Below are 18,589 nucleotides of genomic sequence, written 5' to 3' on the forward strand. Positions count from 1 at the left end.
CTTCATTGCTGAAGACGGTTTTTTTTATCTTACGACTTAGTTGAGCGCAGCCAGCGCCGCATCGTAGTTTGGCTCGCTGGTGATTTCGTTCACCAGTTCGCTATAAATGACTTTATCGTTTTCGTCGATCACCACCACCGCACGCGCGGTCAGGCCTTTCAGCGCGCCTTCGGCAATCGCCACACCGTATTCTTCTTTGAACTCAGCACCACGCAGGGTAGACAGTGTCACCACATTGTTCAGGCTCTCTGCACCGCAGAAACGCGACTGCGCAAACGGCAGGTCAGCGGAGATGCACAGCACCACGGTATTGTTGGCTTTACCCGCCAGTTCGTTGAACTTGCGCACAGAAGCGGCACAGACGCCGGTATCAATGCTCGGGAAAATGTTCAGGACTTTGCGTTTGCCTGCATACTGAGAAAGAGTCACATCAGCGAGATCTTTAGCTACCAGAGAAAACGGTTTAGCCTGGGTGCCTGCCTGCGGGAACTGGCCTGCAACTGGCACCGGGTTGCCCTGGAAGTGAACATTCTGAGACATACGATTTCCTTTTAACGATGAAAATAGCTGACTTTTAACACGTCAGTACAGGTATAGCCGTTGTTTATGACATATTTTTTAAGGGTTTACGAGAGCAAATCGTAGCGATTACTGAGCTGCCTCGCATTTAAGTGACGGATTAAAGGAGAAATAATGAGAACAGTAAAGAGTTATCCGGAAGCCTGGCCGTTGCATTCACCGTTTGTCATTTCGCGTGGCAGCCGCACTGAAGCGCAAGTGGTGGTGGTGGAAATTGAAGATGAAGGGATTCGCGGCGTGGGCGAGGCAACACCTTACGCGCGCTATGGGGAAAGCGAAGCCTCAGTGCTGGCACAAATTGCCAGCGTGCTACCGCAGTTGCAGGCGGGTATGACACGGGTAGCCTTACAACAGGCACTGCCGCCGGGGGCTGCGCGTAATGCCGTTGATTGTGCATTGTGGGACCTGGAGCGCCAGCAACAACAGCAAAGCCTGGCGGAGCTATGTGGTGTCAGCCTCGCCAGCCGTATCGTCACCGCGCATACCGTCAGCATCGACACACCTGATGCTATGGCCAGCAGCGCGCTGGCGCTATGGCAGCACGGTGCAAAGCTGTTAAAAATTAAGCTGGACAATAACTTCATCAGCGAGCGTCTGGTGGCGATTCGCAGCGCCGTGCCGGAAGCCACGCTGATTGTTGATGCCAACGAGGCCTGGCAGGCAGAAGGGCTGGCGGCACGTTGTCAGCTGCTGGCCGACCTTCAGGTGGCGATGCTGGAACAGCCACTCCCTGCTGCCCAGGATGCGGCGCTGGCGAATTTTATTCACCCGCTGCCGATCTGCGCCGATGAAAGCTGCCATACCCGCGAAAGCCTGGCTGCCCTGCAAGGACGCTATGAAATGGTTAACATTAAGCTGGATAAAACCGGTGGGTTGACGGAGGCACTGGCGCTGGCCGTCAGTGCGCGGCAGCAGGGATTCGGCATCATGCTGGGCTGCATGCTCTGCACTTCGCGTGCCATCCGTGCGGCGCTTCCGCTGACGCCGCTGGCGCAGTTTGCCGATCTCGACGGTCCCACCTGGCTGGCTGCGGATGTGGAACCGTCGCTGCATTTTGCTAACGGGGTGCTTATCCCTGCGGCTGCCAGCGCAGCAGATTAATCATGGTTTCCAGATACACCTCGGTGGCTTCGTCCACCGAAATCGGTGGCATCTCGGCGGTGATGCACAGCAGGCCAAGATCACTGCACCAGCTGCCAAACGAGCCGGGGGTAGCATACCCGACACTGCTGACGACCGGCAGTTGCGTCTGCTGCGACAACCACTGCGCCAGTTCGCTATTGTGCGGATCGTCAATGCAAGCCAGAGGCTCATGCCAGGTCACCACCCAGCGCGGCTTGATGTGATGAATCAGCTGACACAGTGCGCTGGTTTCTGGCTCTGATGAGGGACGTTCCCCGGTAGACAGCACCACGTCGCGCTGGTCTGCCACACTGTTCCAGCGATATACGGTGTCACCACTTTGCCAGTTAGCCGCCGGAAAATTACGGTTGAGATCGACACCATTGGCATTGGCGCGCAGACCGAGCTGACAGCCATCAGGATTGACTGCCAGGATAACGTGATGACGTCGCAGTGACTCCGGCAAAGTACGCATAGCGCCCGATAGCGTCGCCACTGCGGCATTCTCGTCACCGTGAGTCCCCGCGATAATCAGACCGCTCTCGGCATCGGCAGCCTGAGCAGGAAACCATAGCAACGGCGCACCCAGCACCGATTGCCCATATTGTTGCCAGACAGCATCCAGCTTGCCGCGCAGTGGGCGCGGGTGTAGTGACGACATAACCAACTTCCTCAAATTGTGACCGGGGATCCAGCCTCAACATAACGGTAAACAGCGCGCGGGAAAATAGCTATTTATCAATCAGCAATTTGCGATAAAGTGCCGAAAGTCGCTGGTGGCGCATTTTTTTTGGCGGCCGCCTTTTTTTGGGTAAAGGAGTGGTGATGAAAATAACTTTTCGCAAGACGCTTGCTGCCTTAATGGTTATCGGTGCAACTTCGCCGGTATTCGCCGCCAATGTGCCGCCGGGCGCACAACTGGCACCGGTACAGGAAATCGTGCGCCATATTAAAGATGAACCTGCATCGCTTGATCCGATGAAAGCCGTCGGCCTGCCGGAAATTCAGGTCATGCGTGATTTGTTCGAAGGGTTGACCAATCAGGATGCGCAGGGCCATATCGTGCCGGGCGTGGCGCAAAGCTGGAGCAGTAACGATAACAAGACCTGGATTTTTAACCTGCGCAAAGATGCCCGCTGGTCCAATGGCGACCCGGTCAGCGCCCAGGATTTTGTTTACAGCTGGCAACGGCTGGTTGATCCGAAAAATAGCTCGCCTTCAGCCTGGTTTGCGACGTTGAGCGGCATCGAGAACGCTGAAGCCATTACCAAAGGGCAGATGAGCCCCGACAAGTTGGGTGTCAGCGTACTGGATGGTAATCGTCTTAAGGTGACATTGTCACGCCCGGTGCCGTGGTTTCCCAGCATGGTAGCCAATGCGGCGCTGTTTCCGGTGCCGGAAAAAGTCATTGTACAAGAGGGTGATGGCTGGACGGCCCCCGGTAAGCTGGTCGGCAACGGCGCTTATCAGCTCCAGGATCGTGTCGTGAATGAAAAAATTGTGCTGATCCGTAACAGCCATTATTGGAATGATGCGCACTCGGTACTGACTAAAGTCACCTTCATTCCAATCAATGAGGAATCCAGCGCCACCAAACGGTATCGTGCTGGCGATATCGATATCACTGAATCCTTTCCGAAAAACATGTACGCGCTGCTGAAAAAAGAGCTGCCAGGCCAGGTCTATACTCCGGACCAGCTTGGCACCTATTACTACGCCTTTAACACCGAAAAAGGCCCGACTGCCGATATCCGCGTGCGTAAGGCGCTGACATGGACCATCGATCGCCGCATCATCGCCGAAAAAGTGCTGGGCACCGGTGAGAAGCCCGCCTGGCGCTTCACGCCGGATGTAACAGCAGGTTTCACGCCGCAGAAAAGTTATATGCAGCAGCATAGCCAGCAGGAACTCAATGCGCAGGCAAAATCGCTGCTGACGGCTGCGGGCTATGGACCGGCTAAACCGCTGCATCTGACGTTGCTGTACAACACCTCAGAAAGCCATCAGAAGATCGCAATTGCGGTGGCATCGATGTGGAAAAAGAATCTGGGCGTGGATGTCACGCTGCAAAATCAGGAATGGAAGACGTATATCGATAGCCGCAACAGCGGCAACTTTGACGTTATTCGTGCCTCGTGGGTGGGAGATTATAACGAGCCCTCTACCTTCCTCAGTCTGCTGACTTCCAGCCATAGCGGCAATATCGCGCGTTTTCATAATGCCGATTACGATGCCGTGCTGGCAAAAGCCAGTAACGAAACCAGCGCGCAGGCACGAAATCAGGACTACAACCGTGCCGAGCAAATTCTGGCTGAACAGGCACCGATTGCGCCGATTTATCAGTACACCAATGGACGTCTGATTAAACCCTGGGTGAAAGGCTACCCGATTACCAATCCGGAAGACGTGGCCTACAGCCGCGAAATGTGGATTGAAAAACACTAATCTCCCCGGCGGTCGCTCTGGCCGCCTGTCATGTTTGCTCACAGCCTGAAGATTGCAACTCGTCGTCGCCACGCTAGACTGTATCATATTGATTTTGATGGAGAGGCGAGTTCGTGAACGTCATTGAAGGTAAAGAATTGAAGGTTTCAGATGCCATTGTGGCTTGTCAGCTCGACGGCAAAGGTGGGGTGATCGCTATTGATGAGACTGAGGTCATCAATTGTGAACGTCCTTGCTGGCTACACCTGAATTACACCCAGGAGCAGAGCGCTGAATGGCTGCAAAAAACCCCACTCATCCCCGATGCCGTGCGTGATGCGCTGGCTGGCGATAGCATGCGGCCACGCGTGTCACGCCTTGGTGATGGTTTTATGATTGTGCTGCGCAGCGTTAACCACAACAGTGATTCACGACCGGATCAACTGGTGGCGATGCGGGTATTTATTAATGACAAACTGATTGTTTCGACGCGTCGTCGTAAAGTCTACGCCGTCGATGAAGTGCTGACCGATCTGCAAAACGGCAATGGCCCGGTAGACGGCGGCAGCTGGCTGGTGGATGTGTGTGATGCGCTTACCGATCATGCCAGTGAATTTATTGAAGAGATGCATGACAAGATTATCGAGCTTGAAGATGCCCTGATGGATCAGCAGGTCCCGGCCCGTGGTGAACTGGCGTTGCTGCGCAAGCAACTGATTGTGATGCGTCGTTATATGGCCCCGCAGCGGGATGTCTACGCACGACTGGCCAGTGAAAAACTGGCGTGGATGGACGACGATAACCGTCGTCGCATGCAGGATATTGCCGATCGACTTGGCCGCGGGCTGGACGATCTGGATGCGGGGGTGGCACGAACGGCAGTGCTGACCGATGAAATCGCCGCAGTGCTGGCGGAAGCGATGAACCGGCGTACCTACACCATGTCATTGCTGGCGATGATTTTCCTGCCGACCACCTTTTTAACCGGCCTGTTTGGTGTCAACCTCGGGGGTATCCCGGGCAATAGCTGGCATATGGGTTTTGGCGTGTTCTGCCTGCTGTTATTAATCATGGTAGTGGGACTGGCCTGGTGGCTAAGACAACGAAAATGGCTATAAGCGCTACTGATGATGTTAATGGCGGGTTAGCAGAAGGTAACCCGCTGTAAATTAAGGATGCGAGGGTAAAAAAGCGTAAAAAAACTGATCGACGTCAATATCCACATCAGGCAACAGGAGCAAACTCTCTCTCGCAGGTGAATGCAACGTCAAGCGATGGGCGTTGCGCTCCATATTGTCTTACTTCCTTTTTTGAATTACTGCATAGCACATTTGATTCGTACAACGCCGGCTAATCCGCCGGCTTTTTTTTGCCCGTTTGCCAGTGCCGCTTATCTTTTCCTATGCTTATAAGACATTCAGCGACAAGGAGAATGGCATGTCAGTTATCCGCGCCACCGATCCCATTCCAACCGATCCACCACCGATTCCGGAACCGATTCCGCATCCTCAGCCTATTCCGCCGTACGATCCTGAGTTTCCACCGATTATCGATCCGCCACCGCATCGCTAATAAAAAAGGCGCGTAGCCGAAGCGACGCGCCTTTTTCTGTCGGGGCGAATTACTTTATCTGCAATACATCCAGACGGACGCTTAAATCGGCAGCATCTTCCTCTTCCGGTTGCCAGCCAGCGGGTTGTACGGGCAGCGATTCACGATCGAATGCCAGATCGCCGCCATCAATCACCGCATCGCCATGCTGAATGCCTTTGAAGTCAAACAGGTTAATGTCGGCCATATGTGACGGCACGATGTTCTGCATCGCGCTAAACATGGTTTCGATACGGCCCGGGTAGCGTTTATCCCAGTCGCGTAGCATATCGGCCACCACCTGACGTTGCAGGTTAGGCTGGGAGCCGCACAGATTACACGGGATAATCGGGAACTGGCGAGCTTCAGAGAAACGGATGATGTCTTTTTCGCGGCAGTAGGCCAGCGGGCGGATCACGATATGCTTGCCATCATCGCTCATCAGCTTTGGTGGCATACCCTTCATCTTGCCGCCGTAGAACATATTCAGGAACAGCGTTTGCAGAATATCGTCGCGATGATGGCCAAGGGCAATTTTGGTACAACCCAGCTCAGTCGCGGTGCGATAGAGAATGCCGCGACGCAGACGCGAGCATAATGAACAGGTGGTTTTGCCTTCCGGAATCTTCTCTTTAACGATGGAGTAAGTATCTTCGTTAACAATCTTATACTCAACGCCGAGGTTATCGAGATACGCGGGCAGTATGTGTTCCGGGAAGCCAGGCTGCTTCTGATCAAGATTCACCGCCACCAGTGAAAAGTTAACCGGCGCGCTTTGTTGCAGATTACGTAAGATTTCCAGCATGGTATAGCTGTCTTTGCCGCCCGACAGACACACCATGATGCGATCGCCTTCTTCAATCATATTGAAATCAGCAATGGCTTCGCCCACGTTACGACGCAGACGCTTTTGTAATTTGTTGAGGTTGTACTGCTCTTTTTTTGTGACTTCTTGATTTTCTGACATTTTTTTCACGCTTTACAATGACGGCTTGAGGTGTGAAGCATCGCAGAACGCATCCCGCGACTGAAAACCCCTCTGACATGAGTGCGTATGGTACGGATTGCAGCGCTGAACGCCAGCGCATTTTGCAGTTATCCTGGTTATACGGCTACTGAGATTCTTCAGATAAAGTGCCTGCATTCTGCCGCGATAATCACCGGAGCAGCTTGCTCCGACTCATTGCACACGCCTGAAGAGCCAGATACGCTGCCAGCGCAGACACCATCATTCCTGATACCATCAGCACTCGTTGCTCTGAAGCATAGATGGTAGGTGACAGGCCGGGCATCACCGTTCCTGAATACGTGACGATATAGGCTATCGCGATGAGCCATGCCGTTTTCCTCTCCTGTTGCGCCAGGAACAACAGCAGGGTGGTGGCGAGAGTAAAGATGATAACTGTAGCGGCTCTGGCAATGGCGAAAGTGCTGGTTATATTTTCTGAACTGAACTTATAGATGGCATCAAAATTTGATGTGGCAAAAACTCTGCGTTCAATCAGTGACAAGATATGGAAAGGGTAAACGGCCACAAATAGTTAACTGTGCCAGTCATCCACAGGATGCCCTCCTTGATAAACCCTTTTTTAATAGTGGAAAGTATGACCAGTACAAAGAACAGGCTAGCTAAAATGGCGTCTTTTTTATTTTTCGCCACTATCCATGGTAATGAATATATGGTTACAGCAAGAAGAATGAATTTAAAAATGCCCATGTTTGTTTATGGTTTATTATTTTTAATAATGCGAATTCAATGGCGGTACGAGAGGACCATGATTGATAGCGTGTAATAAGCCATTGGAAAATATCTGGGGTATGTGCTTCTTGCGAAAACACGACATCATCTGAATAGTGGGAAATTCCTTTTAGCTTTAAATAAGAAAATGCATACAGGAAAATAATAAAAAAAAGCTGTGCAAGTCCGTGCCATTGTTTTTCTACCTTGCGTACCTGATGAGTATTAGAACCCTGCTGATGTTATATTTTATCAGGTACGAGGCACGGGAAAAAGATGGGTATGATCATCATAAGCGCAGAATTATCATCTATACACAAATGATAATTATTATCATAAACTGATCGGGTGCTAACAAAGGAGTGGTTATGAAGCCCGAAGCGAATGACATCCTGAAAACCGATTGCTGTATCGTTGGCGGAGGCCCGGCGGGGTTGATGCTGGGGTATCTGCTGGTACGTGCGGGGTTACGCGTGGTGGTGATAGAGAAACACGCCGACTTCCTGCGCGATTTCCGCGGAGATACCATTCATCCCTCTACACTCGAAATCATGCATCAGCTCGGTTTACTGGACGAACTTTTGCTATTGCCACACCAGCGTGCAGAAAAGTTACAGGCTGAATTGGCCGGTGAGGAAGTCACCATGGCCGATTTCACCCGACTGCCCGTGCAATGCCGTTTTATCGCGTTTATGCCGCAATGGGACTTTCTCAACTTTCTGGCGCAGAAAAGCGCGCAGTTTGCCGGTTTCACCCTGCTGCAATCCACCACTTTTGACCGCTTTCTCTACCAGCATGATACCGTGCGGGGTATTCGGGCGAACACCGAACAGGGTCCGGTGGAAATTCAGGCCCCGCTGGTCGTGGGGGCTGATGGCCGCAATTCAGCGGTCCGTCTCGCCGCCGGATTGACCAGCCGGGCGTTTGGCGCATCAAAGGATGTGGTGTGGTTTCGGCTGGATAAACAGTCGGGCGATCCGACCTGGGGAATGGGACATAAGGGGCCTCGGCAAAACTTTATCGTTATCGATCGCGGCACCTACTGGCAATGCGGCTACACCATTGCGAAAGGCCAGTTTGAGGAATTAAAGGTGGCGGGCCTGGATCAGTTTAAACAGGCTATCGCTGCCGTTGCACCCTTTAGCGTGGAACGGATGTCAATGCTGGAGGAGTGGCAGCAATTTAAGTTACTGTCGATCCGTATCGACCGGCTCGATAGCTGGATGAAGCCCGGCGTACTTTGCATCGGCGATGCGGCGCACGCGATGTCGCCGATTGGTGGGGTTGGCGTCAATCTGGCGATTCAGGATGCGGTCGCAGCCGCCAATTATCTGACGGAACCGCTGCGCCGGGGTGAAGTCAGTGTGCGCGATTTGGCGAAGGTACAGAAACGCCGTCAGTTTCCGACGGTGGCAACACAATTTCTGCAAATTAAAATGAGCAGCAATAAACGTAAGCCCGGCAGTAAAAGCCCGATGCCTGGTCTTATCCGCCGCTTTCCCTTTCTGCGTTTTGTATTTGGTCGCCTGATCGGACTGGGATTCCGCATGGAGAAACCACGTTTTTCTGGCTAAGTCAGCCACTGGAACCGGATCAGCATTCTTTGCCTGAATTATTTGTGCATTTATTGATCTGCGCGAAGATTTTGCTTTGTCTGCACTGACAGGATGGAAGCATAAGTTACTTTAGTTTCTAAAGGTGAGGAGAGGCAGATGCAAACGTACGACATGGTATTTGAAGAAGCGTGCCGCCTGGTGGGGCAATGTTACCTGGAACTGGCGCAGCGTGGCGCGGCGACAGAAAAAGATGTGCTGGCAACGGAGCTACAAAATCTGCAACTCCGTTATCGCGAATTAACCGGATCCCCGAACCGGGCAGTGGAGATGGCAATTACGCAACTCAAGCCCTGTTGATAAACTTGCAGCCCGGCCATTTGTGCCGGGCTTTGTTTATGACTCGTTTTTCTCTGCTTTCCCTGCCAGTTCTGCCAGCCGCTGATAACGTTGATTAGCAGCGTCACTGGCATCACGCCACAACCGGGCAGCGGCTTCCGGTTCGCTGGTTTGCAGCTGCCGGAAGCGCTGCTCATTCATCAATGCCTGCTCCAGCTCAGAGCTGGGCGGGCGTGAATCGAGTGACAACGCGGCTTTGCCCTGTTCCGCACGACGTGGATCGAAGCGATAGAGCGGCCAGAATCCACTGGTGGTCAGCAGGCGCATTTGTTCATGGCTATAGGCCAGGTCATAGCCGTGCTCCTCGCAGGGGCTGTAGGCGATGATCAACGACGGCCCCGGCCAGGCTTCGGCTTCCTGAATCGCTTTCACCGTTTGGTTGAGCTGGGCACCGAGCGAAATCTGCGCCACATAAACATGCCCGTACAGCAGGGTTGCCATGCCGAGGTCTTTACGCGCCTTACGTTTTCCCTGTTCGCCAAACTTGGTGACGGCCCCCAGTGGAGTGGCTTTCGAAGCCTGTCCGCCGGTATTGGAATAGCATTGGGTATCAAGCACCAGCACATTAACGTTTTCACTCAGGCTCATCACATGGTCCAGCCCGCCATAACCGATGTCATAGGCCCAGCCATCGCCGCCAATCAGCCACACCGATTTATCCACCAGCGCATCGGCTGCGATCATTAGCGCCTGAGCATCCTGCAGTGTCGAGCTTTGCAGCAGGTTGCGCAGTTGCGCGATCTGCTCACGGCGCAATGACGGTGTGACATTGTCACTTCTGAGATCGGCGACCAGGTTCTCTGGTAATTGCGCGGCGCACTGTTCCAGCAGACGCAGTGCTCGCTGACGTTGCTGATCAACGCTCAGCCGGAACCCCAGGCCAAACTCGGCGTTATCTTCAAACAGGGAGTTGGCCCAGGCTGGACCGCGTCCTTCCGCGTTGGTGGTATAAGGCGTAGACGGCAGATTGCCACCATAGATGGAGGAACAGCCGGTTGCATTGGCGATCAACAGCCGGTCGCCATAGAGCTGAGTCAGCAACTTAATATAAGGCGTTTCGCCGCAGCCGGAGCAGGCACCGGAATATTCAAACAGCGGGGTGATCAACTGTGAGGTACGGATATCGATACGTTCCAGTTGCTCGGCGGTGATCTCCGGCAGGGCAAGAAAGGCGTCGTAATTGATTTTTTCCGTTTCAACATGCTCCAGACGCGATTTCATGTTGATGGCTTTGATTTCCGGATGTTCACGATCGCTGGCCGGGCACACTTCAACGCACAGGTTGCAGCCGGTGCAATCCTCGGGGGCGACCTGTAACACGTATTTTTGTCCGCGCATATCGCGCGATTTAACATCCAGTGAGGCCAGGGTAGCGGGTGCCCCCGCCAGCGCTTCCGGCGGCACGACTTTGGCGCGAATGGCGGAATGGGGGCAGGCCGCCACGCAGTGGTTGCACTGGGTACAGAGATCGGGCTGCCAGATTGGTACAGCCTCGGCAATGTTGCGTTTTTCCCATTGGGTGGTGCCGGTCGGCCAGCTGCCATCGGGGGGTAAGGCGGATACCGGCAATTTGTCACCCAGACCGGCCAGCATCGCTGCCGTCACGGTTTTGACAAAATCAGGTGCATTATCAGCAACAACCGGTGGGCGATGCGGGCTGCGAGTATCGACCGGTTGCAACGGCACCGCCTCCAGCGCCTGTTGTGCCATCGCCAGCGCCTGCCAGTTGCGCTGCACCAGTTCCTCACCTTTGCTGCGATAGCTGCGGGCGATGGCGTTTTGCAGTTCTGTCAGGGCGCTGTCCCCCGGCAAAATTTGCGTCAGCTGGAAGAAAGCCATTTGCATCACGGTATTGATGCGTGCCCCTAACTGGCATTCGCGCGCAATGCGGGCGGCGTTGATCACGTAAAAATGCGCCTGTTTGTCGTTAAGCTGCGTCTGCACTTCCTGTGGCAGACGAGACCACACTTCATCGGCCGCGTAGGGGGTATTCAGCAGAAAAATGCCGCCGGGTTTGAGTTGGTCCAGCATCGAATATTTGTCGATGAACTGTAGCTGGTGACAGCCGATAAAATCGGCCTGCTGAATCAGATAGGCCGACTGGATAGGTTGCTGGCTGACACGCAAATGCGAAACCGTCAGCCCGCCGGCTTTTTTCGAGTCATAGACAAAATAACCCTGCACCTGCCAGGGCGTGGCATTGCCGATAATCTTCAGGTTATTTTTGGTGGCACTGACGCTACCATCGCTGCCCAGCCCGTAGAACAAGGCTTCGAGGTGGGCGCGATTGGGGACAATATTGGTTTCCGGCGGCAGCGACAGATGAGTGACATCGTCATAAATGCCGACGGTAAAGCGGGCCGGTGGTTCAGGACGTTGCAGGGCGCGGAACACCGCCAGTACCGCATCGGGTGCGAATTCTTTCGATGATAAACCGTAGCGTCCACCGCTAATCCGCGGCAACGTACTGCGCTCGCCGTGACTGTAGGCTTCTGCCAGCGCGGTCATCACATCCAGAAACAGCGGTTCACCGAGCGCGCCCGGCTCTTTGGTGCGATCCAGCACCGCGACACGCTGTACAGATTCAGGCAGTACGGTCAACAGATGGCTGGCGGAGAACGGACGATAGAGGCGGACTTTGACCAGACCGACTTTTTCGCCACGCTGCAATAACGCGTCAATGGCTTCTTCGGCGGTGCCACAGCCGGACCCCATCATCATAATCACCCGCTCCGCCTGCGGATGGCCGTAAAATTCGAACGGCTGATAACGGCGGCCGGTTTGCCCGGCAAACGCCTCCATGGCGTTAATCACATGCCCGGTGCAGGCGTCGTACCACAGGTTAGTGGCTTCGCGTGACTGAAAATACGTATCCGGATTGGCTGAGGTGCCGCGCACTGTCGGGTGATCCGGGGTGAGGGCGCGGGCGCGATGTTGCGCAATCGCTTCCTGTGGCATCAGTGCCAGCAGCGTCTCGTCACTGATCGGGACGATTTTATTGATCTCGTGCGAAGTACGAAAACCGTCAAAAAAATGGATAAACGGAATGCGGCTATTAAGCGATGCCATTTGCGCAATCAGGGCGAAATCCTGTGCTTCCTGCACGCTGGAGGCACAAAGTTGCGCACAACCGGTTTGACGTACCGCCATCACGTCAGAATGATCGCCGAAAATCGATAAGGCATGGGTAGCAATGGTACGTGCCGCCACATGCAGGACAAACGGCATCAGTTGCCCGGCCAGTTTGTAGAGTGTCGGGATCATCAGCAGCAGGCCCTGCGATGAGGTGAACGACGTGGAAAGTGCGCCGGTTTGCAGTGCACCGTGAACGGTGGCAATCGCACCGCCCTCGGATTGCATCTCCACCACACGCGGGACGTCGCCCCAGATATTGCGGCGGCCAACGCCTGCCCAGCTATCCGCCAACTCTGCCATGGTTGAGCTGGGCGTGATGGGGTAGATGGCGATAACTTCACTGGTACGGAAGGCGACGGAAGCCACAGCACCGTTGCCGTCGACGGTAATCATAGATCGTCCTTTGCTAAGCTGAGAATGCCCGTAAAATTGCCGGGGTTAATCATCTCAGTCTAGCAAAGCGACCTGTCGTCACGTTCTTATCTGTGTGGTGTGCTGAATCCTGCGCACCGAAATCTAACTTTGCCGCTTTTTACGCCACATATGCCAGGTTGCTGTGGGTCTGAAAGGTGGGCACTTTTCGCCGCTAAGTGGTAAAAAAACGTCAATCAGGATAATTCTGGTTGCAAAGCCGGAAAGAAAATTTTGTAAAAAGCTGTGTCGCCTCTCGACCCCTTGCTGCGCCTGACATATGCTGGTTCGAATTTTTCCCCATCCGCCCGGAGCCTGAACGATGAAAGCCGCTTCCTTCCTGCTGGCCGGTGCTGCACTGTTACTTTCTGCCTGCAGCAGCAATAGTGATAATGAACCGCCGCAACAGGCGACTGCCGCACATATACAACCGCAGGTGGTGATGTCGTCGCTGGCGGAATCGAATTGCTCGAATGCCGGGGGTACACTGGCGTTTTCACGTCAGCTCGATGGTTCCCGTATCGGGATGTGCCAGTTGGCAAATGGTCGTCGTTGTGATGAGCAGGCACTGATGGGTGGGAGATGCGCCCGCTAACGCAGGCGCACACAGTCAGGCTTTTACCAGGTTGGGACACTCTTCTCCCCGTTCCAGCTGTCCCAGATTACCCAGCGTGGTTTCGGAGATGGCGGTTAAGGCTTCCGCCGTCAGGAAAGCCTGATGGCCGGTGAATAATACGTTGTGGCATGCCGAGAGGCGACGAAACACGTCATCCTGAATCACATCATTCGATTTATCTTCAAAGAACAGATCCCGCTCGTTCTCGTACACATCCATCCCCAGCGCGCCAATTTTCTGCTGCTTCAGCGCGTCAATTGCGGCCTGAGAATCAATTAAGCTACCACGACTGGTGTTGATGATCATCACCCCATCTTTCATCTGGCTGAAAGCATGGGCATTCAGCAGATGATGATTTTCCGGCGTCAACGGGCAGTGCAGCGTGATGACATCGGACTCGGCAAATAAGGTTTTCAAATCCACATATTCTGCACCAAGCTCCAGCGCCTGCTGGCTGGGATAAGGATCAAACGCCAGCAGGCGCATCCCAAAGCCCTTCAGGATACGCATGGCAGCCACACCAATTTTACCGGTGCCGACCACGCCTGCGGTTTTATTGTGCATATTGAAACCGGTTAAGCCATCGAGCGAGAAGTTAGCGTCACGGGTACGCTGATAAGCGCGATGGATGCGGCGGTTCAGCGTCATCATCAGGCCCACCGCATGTTCCGCTACGGCTTCCGGCGAATAGGCGGGTACGCGCACTACCTGTAAACCGAGCGCTGCAGCGGCGGTCAAATCGACGTTATTGAATCCGGCACAGCGCAGCGCGATATATTTCACCCCCAGTGCAGCCAGTTCCTCCAGCACCACTTTGCCACCATCATCATTAACGAAAATACAGACGGCATCACAGCCGACGGCGTTTTTGGCGGTGGCTTCTGTCAGCAGAAAGTCAAAGAACTCCAGTTCAAAACCGTAGCTGGCGTTGACGTGTTCGAGGTATTTCTGGTCATACTGTTTGGTGCTGTAAACCGCAACTTTCATTGTTTCGCTCCTGAAAAATGGAATGCAGGTATGTTCACAGGATAACGGTTTCTGCATAACTTTGCTGGTGAATACCCGAAGCAGGGTTTAAGCCTTCATTAACCCGGCATAACATGCCATCATCTTCGTCAGGATTGTGTTAAGAACAGGAAAGTGAGCTGCCATGACGCGGGGCCTACGCCGATTACTTGCTGCGCTGCTGGCGCTGACATTGTTGCTATTGGGATTGTTACTGACGGTGACGCAATGGTTGCCCCGTCTGGTCGGTATCTGGCTGCCGGACAATACCCGCGTGGAACTGAACGCTGCGCCCGGCTGGCAACAGGGCGGTCTGTTTATTCCAGAAGTCCGCTACCTGGCCGGGGATTGTGAACTTGCCAAAGTCAGCGATGCCCGGCTCGGCTGGCATCAGCATCGCTGGCAACTCGCCGCCCGCCAGCTACAACTCAACAGTGACTGCCTGCAATCGTTGCCGCAAAGCCGCGCTCCCAGCGATGCCCCGCGTACTCTGGCGCAGTGGCAGGCGATGCTGCCGGGTGCAGATATCCATCTCGATCAACTGGTTCTTTTACCGTGGCAGCAATATGCCGGTCAGTTTGACCTGACTCTCGACAAAGACGCACAGTTCTTACGTTATCAGGGCAATAACCTGATCGTTGACGCACGCCTGCAAGGCCAGCAGTTGCAACTCACGCAGCTGCAATTAACCCACCCGTTACTGCCCAAACCGCTGGATGTGCATGGCACCCTGACATTACCCACTTTTGCCGATGGTCTGCCGGTGGCCGGTGAACTCAGTGGTGATATCAGCCTGACGCAGTGGCCACAGCCGCTCAGCCTGGCGCTCAACTGGCAACAGCAGCAGGGTAAGCTGACGGTACGTCAGCAGGATGATGAACAGCCCTTGCTGCAACTGCCGTGGCAGATCGACGATCAACACATCCGTATTACCCAGGGACAATGGCGCTGGCCGCAGCAGGGACAGCCGCTGGCGGGTGGTCTGGCTCTGACGCTGACTCACTGGCAGCAGGGGCTGGAAAACACGCAGGTCGAGGGGCGCTTCAATTTGCTGACGCAAGGCAAGGGCGGCAAAGGCAACCTGGTGCTGAGCGTCGGACCCGGTTCCCTCAGCCTGCAAAACAGCCATTTACCGTTCCAGTTAACCGGCGAAAGCAAATTTTCTGAGCTGCAATTATACGGTGCTATTCCGGGCGTATTGCAGGGGATGCTGACCGATCCGCAACTGGCGCTGAGGCCCGGTGCCTTGCTGCGCCTGCGTGGCCGTCTGCTTTCCACACTGCAAGTGGATGAGGCTCGCTGGCCGCTGGCCGGGGTGACATTGAGCACAGCAGGGATCAACGGGCGCTTGCAGGCGATCCTGCAGGCACACGATCCCAGCTTTGGCCGCTTCAGACTGCATCTTGATGGACGTGCGACACAATTCTGGCCCGACCGGGGACGCTGGAACTGGCGTTACTGGGGCGATGGGGTGATGGAGCCGCTGAATGCCAAATGGGATGTGAAAGGCACCGGTAGCTGGCAAGACCAGCTCATCAGTCTCGATACGCTGGACACCGGTTTTGATCAGCTGGCTTACGGCATGGTAGAGGTGAGCAAACCACGTCTTACCCTCACCGCGCCGGTGCGCTGGCAGCGCGATGTACAACAACCCGCTTTTAACGGCGGTTTTGTTCTCAAGTCGGGCCAGACCCGCTTCAGCTATGGTGGCTGGTTGCCGCCTTCGGAACTCGATTTTGAAGCGAAAGGCAGCGACCCGAGCCAGTTTATCTGGCGTGGTCAGCTCAGGGCAGGCGATATCGGTCCGCTGCGGGTGCATGGGCGCTGGGATGGCGAGCGATTACGTGGTGAAGCCTGGTGGCCAAAACAATCGCTGGCGGTGTTTCAGCCTTTACTCAGCAGCGATCTGAAGATGCGCATTCAGTCGGGCGATCTTCAGGCGCAGGTGGCGTTTTCTGCCACCAGCGATCAGGGATTCGAGGCGGGGGGACACTGGGTGGTAAAAAACGGCAGCGTCTGGATGCCAGATAGCGAAATCAATGGTATCGATTTCTCGCTGCCGTTCCGCCTGAAAGATCATCAATGGCAGCTTGGCCGACGTGGGCCGGTATCCCTGCGCATCGCGGAAGTGAAAAATCAGTTTGCTTTGCAGAATATCACCGCCGATTTGCAGGGCCATTATCCGTGGCAGGAACGGCAGCCGCTGACGCTCTCCAATGTCAACCTCGACCTGCTAGGCGGCCACGTCAGCCTGCCGGAGCTGCGTCTGCCGCAGCATGACCCCGCGCGTATTTCGCTACGAGATATCGACCTGAGCCGCCTGATTACCGCGATTAAACCGAAACAGTTCGCCATGTCCGGCAAGGTCAATGGCGAATTGCCGTTGTGGGTGAATAATCCACGCTGGCTGGTTGAGAAAGGTTGGATCGCCAACAGCGGCCCGCTGACCTTTCGCATGGACAAAGACATGGCGGATGCCATCACCAGCAACAATTTTGCCGCCGGGGCGGCGATGGACTGGCTACGTTATATGGAAATTTCCCGTTCATGGGCCACGCTGGATCTGGATAACTTCGGCAATCTGACCATGCAATCTGAGGTGAAGGGCACCAGCCAGTTCAGCAATCGCCGACAATCGGTCAACCTTAATTACCGTCATCAGGAAAATCTGTTCCAGCTGTGGCGCAGCCTGCGCTTTGGCGATAATTTGCAATCCTGGGTGGAGCAAAACGCCACCCTGCCATCCAAAAAGGACCCCCAACCATGAGCCTGAGGGCATTACTGGTGCTGGCAGCCGGGCTGCCGCTGATTGGCTGCGTGCCGCGTATTGAAGTCGCGGCACCGAAAGAGCCGATCACCATCAATATGAATGTAAAAATCGAGCATGAAATTCACATCAAGGTGGATAAAGATGTGGAAGCCCTGCTGAAGAATCAGAGCGGTTTATTTTGAGGAGGGGGGCGATGAAGCGTAAAGGGATGGTTCTGCTATTGGCGCTGTTACTGGCGCCTTCTGCCTGGGCGCTGACACTCGACCAGGCCCGCCAGCAGGGGCGGGTCGGTGAAACGCTGAGTGGCTACATTGCCGCACGTCAGCAGGACAGCGAAACGCTGGCGCTGGTCAAACGCATCAATGACGGGCGTAACCAGCAATATCAGCGCGTGGCGCAGCAGAACAATTTGACCACCGGTGAAGTGGCGCGCATCGCTGGAGAAAAACTGGTGAATCGTGCCGGATCTGGCGAGTATGTGCAGGGAATTAACGGACAATGGTTGCAAAAATAGGCAAAAAAAAGCCGGGCGCTCAGGCCCGGCTAAAAGATGACACAGTTTTGCTTACGCAGCAGCAATCTCTTTGATCGCGTCTTTAGCATCGCTGGTTGCTTTGGTCGCCACTTCCGGACCGTAAGCAATACCTTCTGCGAACACGAAGTTCACGTCAGTGATGCCGATGAAACCGAGGAACAGCTTAACGTATGGGGTCAGCAGGTCGGTCGGGGTGTCTTTGTGGATGCCGCCACGGCTGGACAGGATCACCGCACGTTTACCTTTCACCAGACCTTCCGGGCCTGCTTCGGTGTAACGGAAAGTGACGCCAGCACGGGCAATCAGGTCGAAGTAGTTTTTCAGCTGAGTCGGGATGTTGAAGTTGTACATCGGCGCCGCGATAACGACCACATCATGAGCCTGCAGCTCAGCAATCAGGGCGTCTGACAGAGCCAGTGCTTCCTGCTGACGCGGTGACAGCGGAGCGTCAGAAGGACGCAGCGCGCCAACCAGCTCACCGTCCAGAACCGGAATCGGGTCAGCGGCCAGGTCACGAACGGTGACTTCATCACCATTGCTCTTTGCCTGCTCAACATAGAAATCAGCCAGTTGGCTGGACTGAGAGTAACCTGCAAGGATGCTGGATTTCAGAACTAATACTTTGCTCATGGTGTTTTCCTGTTTGTCTACGCGGAAGGCTTACCGCTCAATGCGTTACACTCTACGAAGATTCAGGGCCGGGTAAAAGCGC

General features: G+C 54.6%; 17 protein-coding genes. 10 read left to right on the plus strand and 7 right to left on the minus strand.

The features are described 5' to 3' along the window. Nucleotides 1–36: 36 nt before the first annotated feature. On the minus strand, nucleotides 37–540 hold the full coding sequence (tpx, locus tag RCF31_RS02745; protein WP_084875021.1) for a thiol peroxidase: 504 nt from the start codon (nucleotides 538–540) through the stop codon (nucleotides 37–39). A gap of 153 nt (nucleotides 541–693) precedes the next feature. Here tpx and ycjG point away from each other — a divergent pair, with 153 nt between their 5' ends. Then, the gene (gene ycjG / locus RCF31_RS02750; RefSeq protein ID WP_416412420.1) at nucleotides 694–1,680 is read left to right on the plus strand and encodes an L-Ala-D/L-Glu epimerase; all 987 of its coding nucleotides are present in this window, start codon (nucleotides 694–696) and stop codon (nucleotides 1,678–1,680) included. Here the strand turns inward: ycjG and mpaA are convergent. Beyond that, on the minus strand, nucleotides 1,649–2,362 hold the full coding sequence (gene mpaA, locus RCF31_RS02755; RefSeq protein WP_416412422.1) for a murein tripeptide amidase MpaA: 714 nt from the start codon (nucleotides 2,360–2,362) through the stop codon (nucleotides 1,649–1,651). The two genes, ycjG and mpaA, sit on opposite strands and share 32 nt — an antisense overlap. A 164-nt stretch (nucleotides 2,363–2,526) precedes the next feature. Here mpaA and RCF31_RS02760 point away from each other — a divergent pair, with 164 nt between their 5' ends. The 3 genes from RCF31_RS02760 (at nucleotide 2,527) to RCF31_RS02770 (ending at nucleotide 5,697) form a co-directional block, all read left to right on the plus strand. Further along, nucleotides 2,527–4,146: a peptide ABC transporter substrate-binding protein gene (locus RCF31_RS02760; protein ID WP_416412423.1), complete on the plus strand. Its 1,620-nt coding sequence runs from the start codon at nucleotides 2,527–2,529 to the stop codon at nucleotides 4,144–4,146. Between the two features lie 113 nt (nucleotides 4,147–4,259). Then, nucleotides 4,260–5,243: a zinc transporter ZntB gene (gene zntB / locus RCF31_RS02765; protein WP_299453605.1), complete on the plus strand. Its 984-nt coding sequence runs from the start codon at nucleotides 4,260–4,262 to the stop codon at nucleotides 5,241–5,243. 319 nt (nucleotides 5,244–5,562) lie between these two features. Continuing rightward, nucleotides 5,563–5,697, plus strand: a complete 135-nt coding sequence (locus RCF31_RS02770; protein WP_332664700.1) for a hypothetical protein — start codon at nucleotides 5,563–5,565, stop codon at nucleotides 5,695–5,697. 49 nt (nucleotides 5,698–5,746) lie between these two features. Here RCF31_RS02770 and ttcA read toward each other — a convergent pair whose 3' ends face one another. Both ttcA and RCF31_RS02780 read right to left on the minus strand, forming a co-directional pair. After that, a complete protein-coding gene (gene ttcA / locus RCF31_RS02775) occupies nucleotides 5,747–6,682 on the minus strand; it encodes a tRNA 2-thiocytidine(32) synthetase TtcA (RefSeq protein WP_299453610.1) in 936 nt (311 codons plus the stop codon). Between the two features lie 190 nt (nucleotides 6,683–6,872). Next, nucleotides 6,873–7,250, minus strand: coding sequence for a hypothetical protein (locus tag RCF31_RS02780; protein WP_416412425.1), 378 nt, complete (start codon nucleotides 7,248–7,250; stop codon nucleotides 6,873–6,875). Nucleotides 7,251–7,821: 571 nt separating this feature from the next. Between RCF31_RS02780 and RCF31_RS02785 the strand changes: the two genes are divergently transcribed. Next, on the plus strand, nucleotides 7,822–9,027 hold the full coding sequence (locus RCF31_RS02785) for an FAD-dependent oxidoreductase (protein ID WP_416412426.1): 1,206 nt from the start codon (nucleotides 7,822–7,824) through the stop codon (nucleotides 9,025–9,027). 138 nt (nucleotides 9,028–9,165) lie between these two features. Continuing rightward, a complete protein-coding gene (locus RCF31_RS02790) occupies nucleotides 9,166–9,366 on the plus strand; it encodes a DUF2767 family protein (RefSeq protein WP_084875001.1) in 201 nt (66 codons plus the stop codon). Nucleotides 9,367–9,402: 36 nt separating this feature from the next. On the opposite strand, the gene nifJ is transcribed toward RCF31_RS02790, so the two are convergent. Then, nucleotides 9,403–12,933, minus strand: a complete 3,531-nt coding sequence (gene nifJ, locus RCF31_RS02795; RefSeq protein WP_416412428.1) for a pyruvate:ferredoxin (flavodoxin) oxidoreductase — start codon at nucleotides 12,931–12,933, stop codon at nucleotides 9,403–9,405. Nucleotides 12,934–13,273: 340 nt separating this feature from the next. On the opposite strand from nifJ, the gene RCF31_RS02800 reads away from it, so the two are divergent. Further along, complete coding sequence (locus RCF31_RS02800) at nucleotides 13,274–13,546, plus strand: DUF333 domain-containing protein (RefSeq protein ID WP_084874997.1); 273 nt, start codon at nucleotides 13,274–13,276, stop codon at nucleotides 13,544–13,546. A 15-nt stretch (nucleotides 13,547–13,561) separates the two neighbouring features. On the opposite strand, the gene RCF31_RS02805 is transcribed toward RCF31_RS02800, so the two are convergent. Continuing rightward, on the minus strand, nucleotides 13,562–14,554 hold the full coding sequence (locus RCF31_RS02805) for a 2-hydroxyacid dehydrogenase (RefSeq protein WP_416412429.1): 993 nt from the start codon (nucleotides 14,552–14,554) through the stop codon (nucleotides 13,562–13,564). A 163-nt stretch (nucleotides 14,555–14,717) separates the two neighbouring features. Between RCF31_RS02805 and RCF31_RS02810 the strand changes: the two genes are divergently transcribed. The 3 genes from RCF31_RS02810 to RCF31_RS02820 are packed head-to-tail and all read left to right on the plus strand — an operon-like array spanning nucleotide 14,718 to nucleotide 17,856. Continuing rightward, entirely contained in the window at nucleotides 14,718–17,339 is a 2,622-nt protein-coding gene (locus RCF31_RS02810) for a YdbH family protein (protein ID WP_416412430.1), read from the plus strand. Further along, complete coding sequence (locus tag RCF31_RS02815; RefSeq protein WP_013509194.1) at nucleotides 17,336–17,524, plus strand: YnbE family lipoprotein; 189 nt, start codon at nucleotides 17,336–17,338, stop codon at nucleotides 17,522–17,524. Before RCF31_RS02810 ends, RCF31_RS02815 begins: the two co-directional genes overlap by 4 nt. Nucleotides 17,525–17,535: 11 nt before the next feature. Further along, the gene (locus RCF31_RS02820) at nucleotides 17,536–17,856 is read left to right on the plus strand and encodes a YdbL family protein (protein WP_416412431.1); all 321 of its coding nucleotides are present in this window, start codon (nucleotides 17,536–17,538) and stop codon (nucleotides 17,854–17,856) included. A 51-nt stretch (nucleotides 17,857–17,907) separates the two neighbouring features. Here RCF31_RS02820 and azoR read toward each other — a convergent pair whose 3' ends face one another. Further along, nucleotides 17,908–18,507 carry an FMN-dependent NADH-azoreductase gene (gene azoR, locus RCF31_RS02825; protein WP_299453637.1) on the minus strand — a complete coding sequence of 200 codons (600 nt, stop codon included), beginning with the start codon at nucleotides 18,505–18,507 and terminating at the stop codon, nucleotides 17,908–17,910. Between the last annotated feature and the right edge of the window lie 82 nt (nucleotides 18,508–18,589).

The sequence above is a fragment of the Pantoea sp. App145 genome (assembly GCF_047947045.1).
In the GTDB taxonomy this organism is placed as follows: domain Bacteria; phylum Pseudomonadota; class Gammaproteobacteria; order Enterobacterales; family Enterobacteriaceae; genus Pantoea.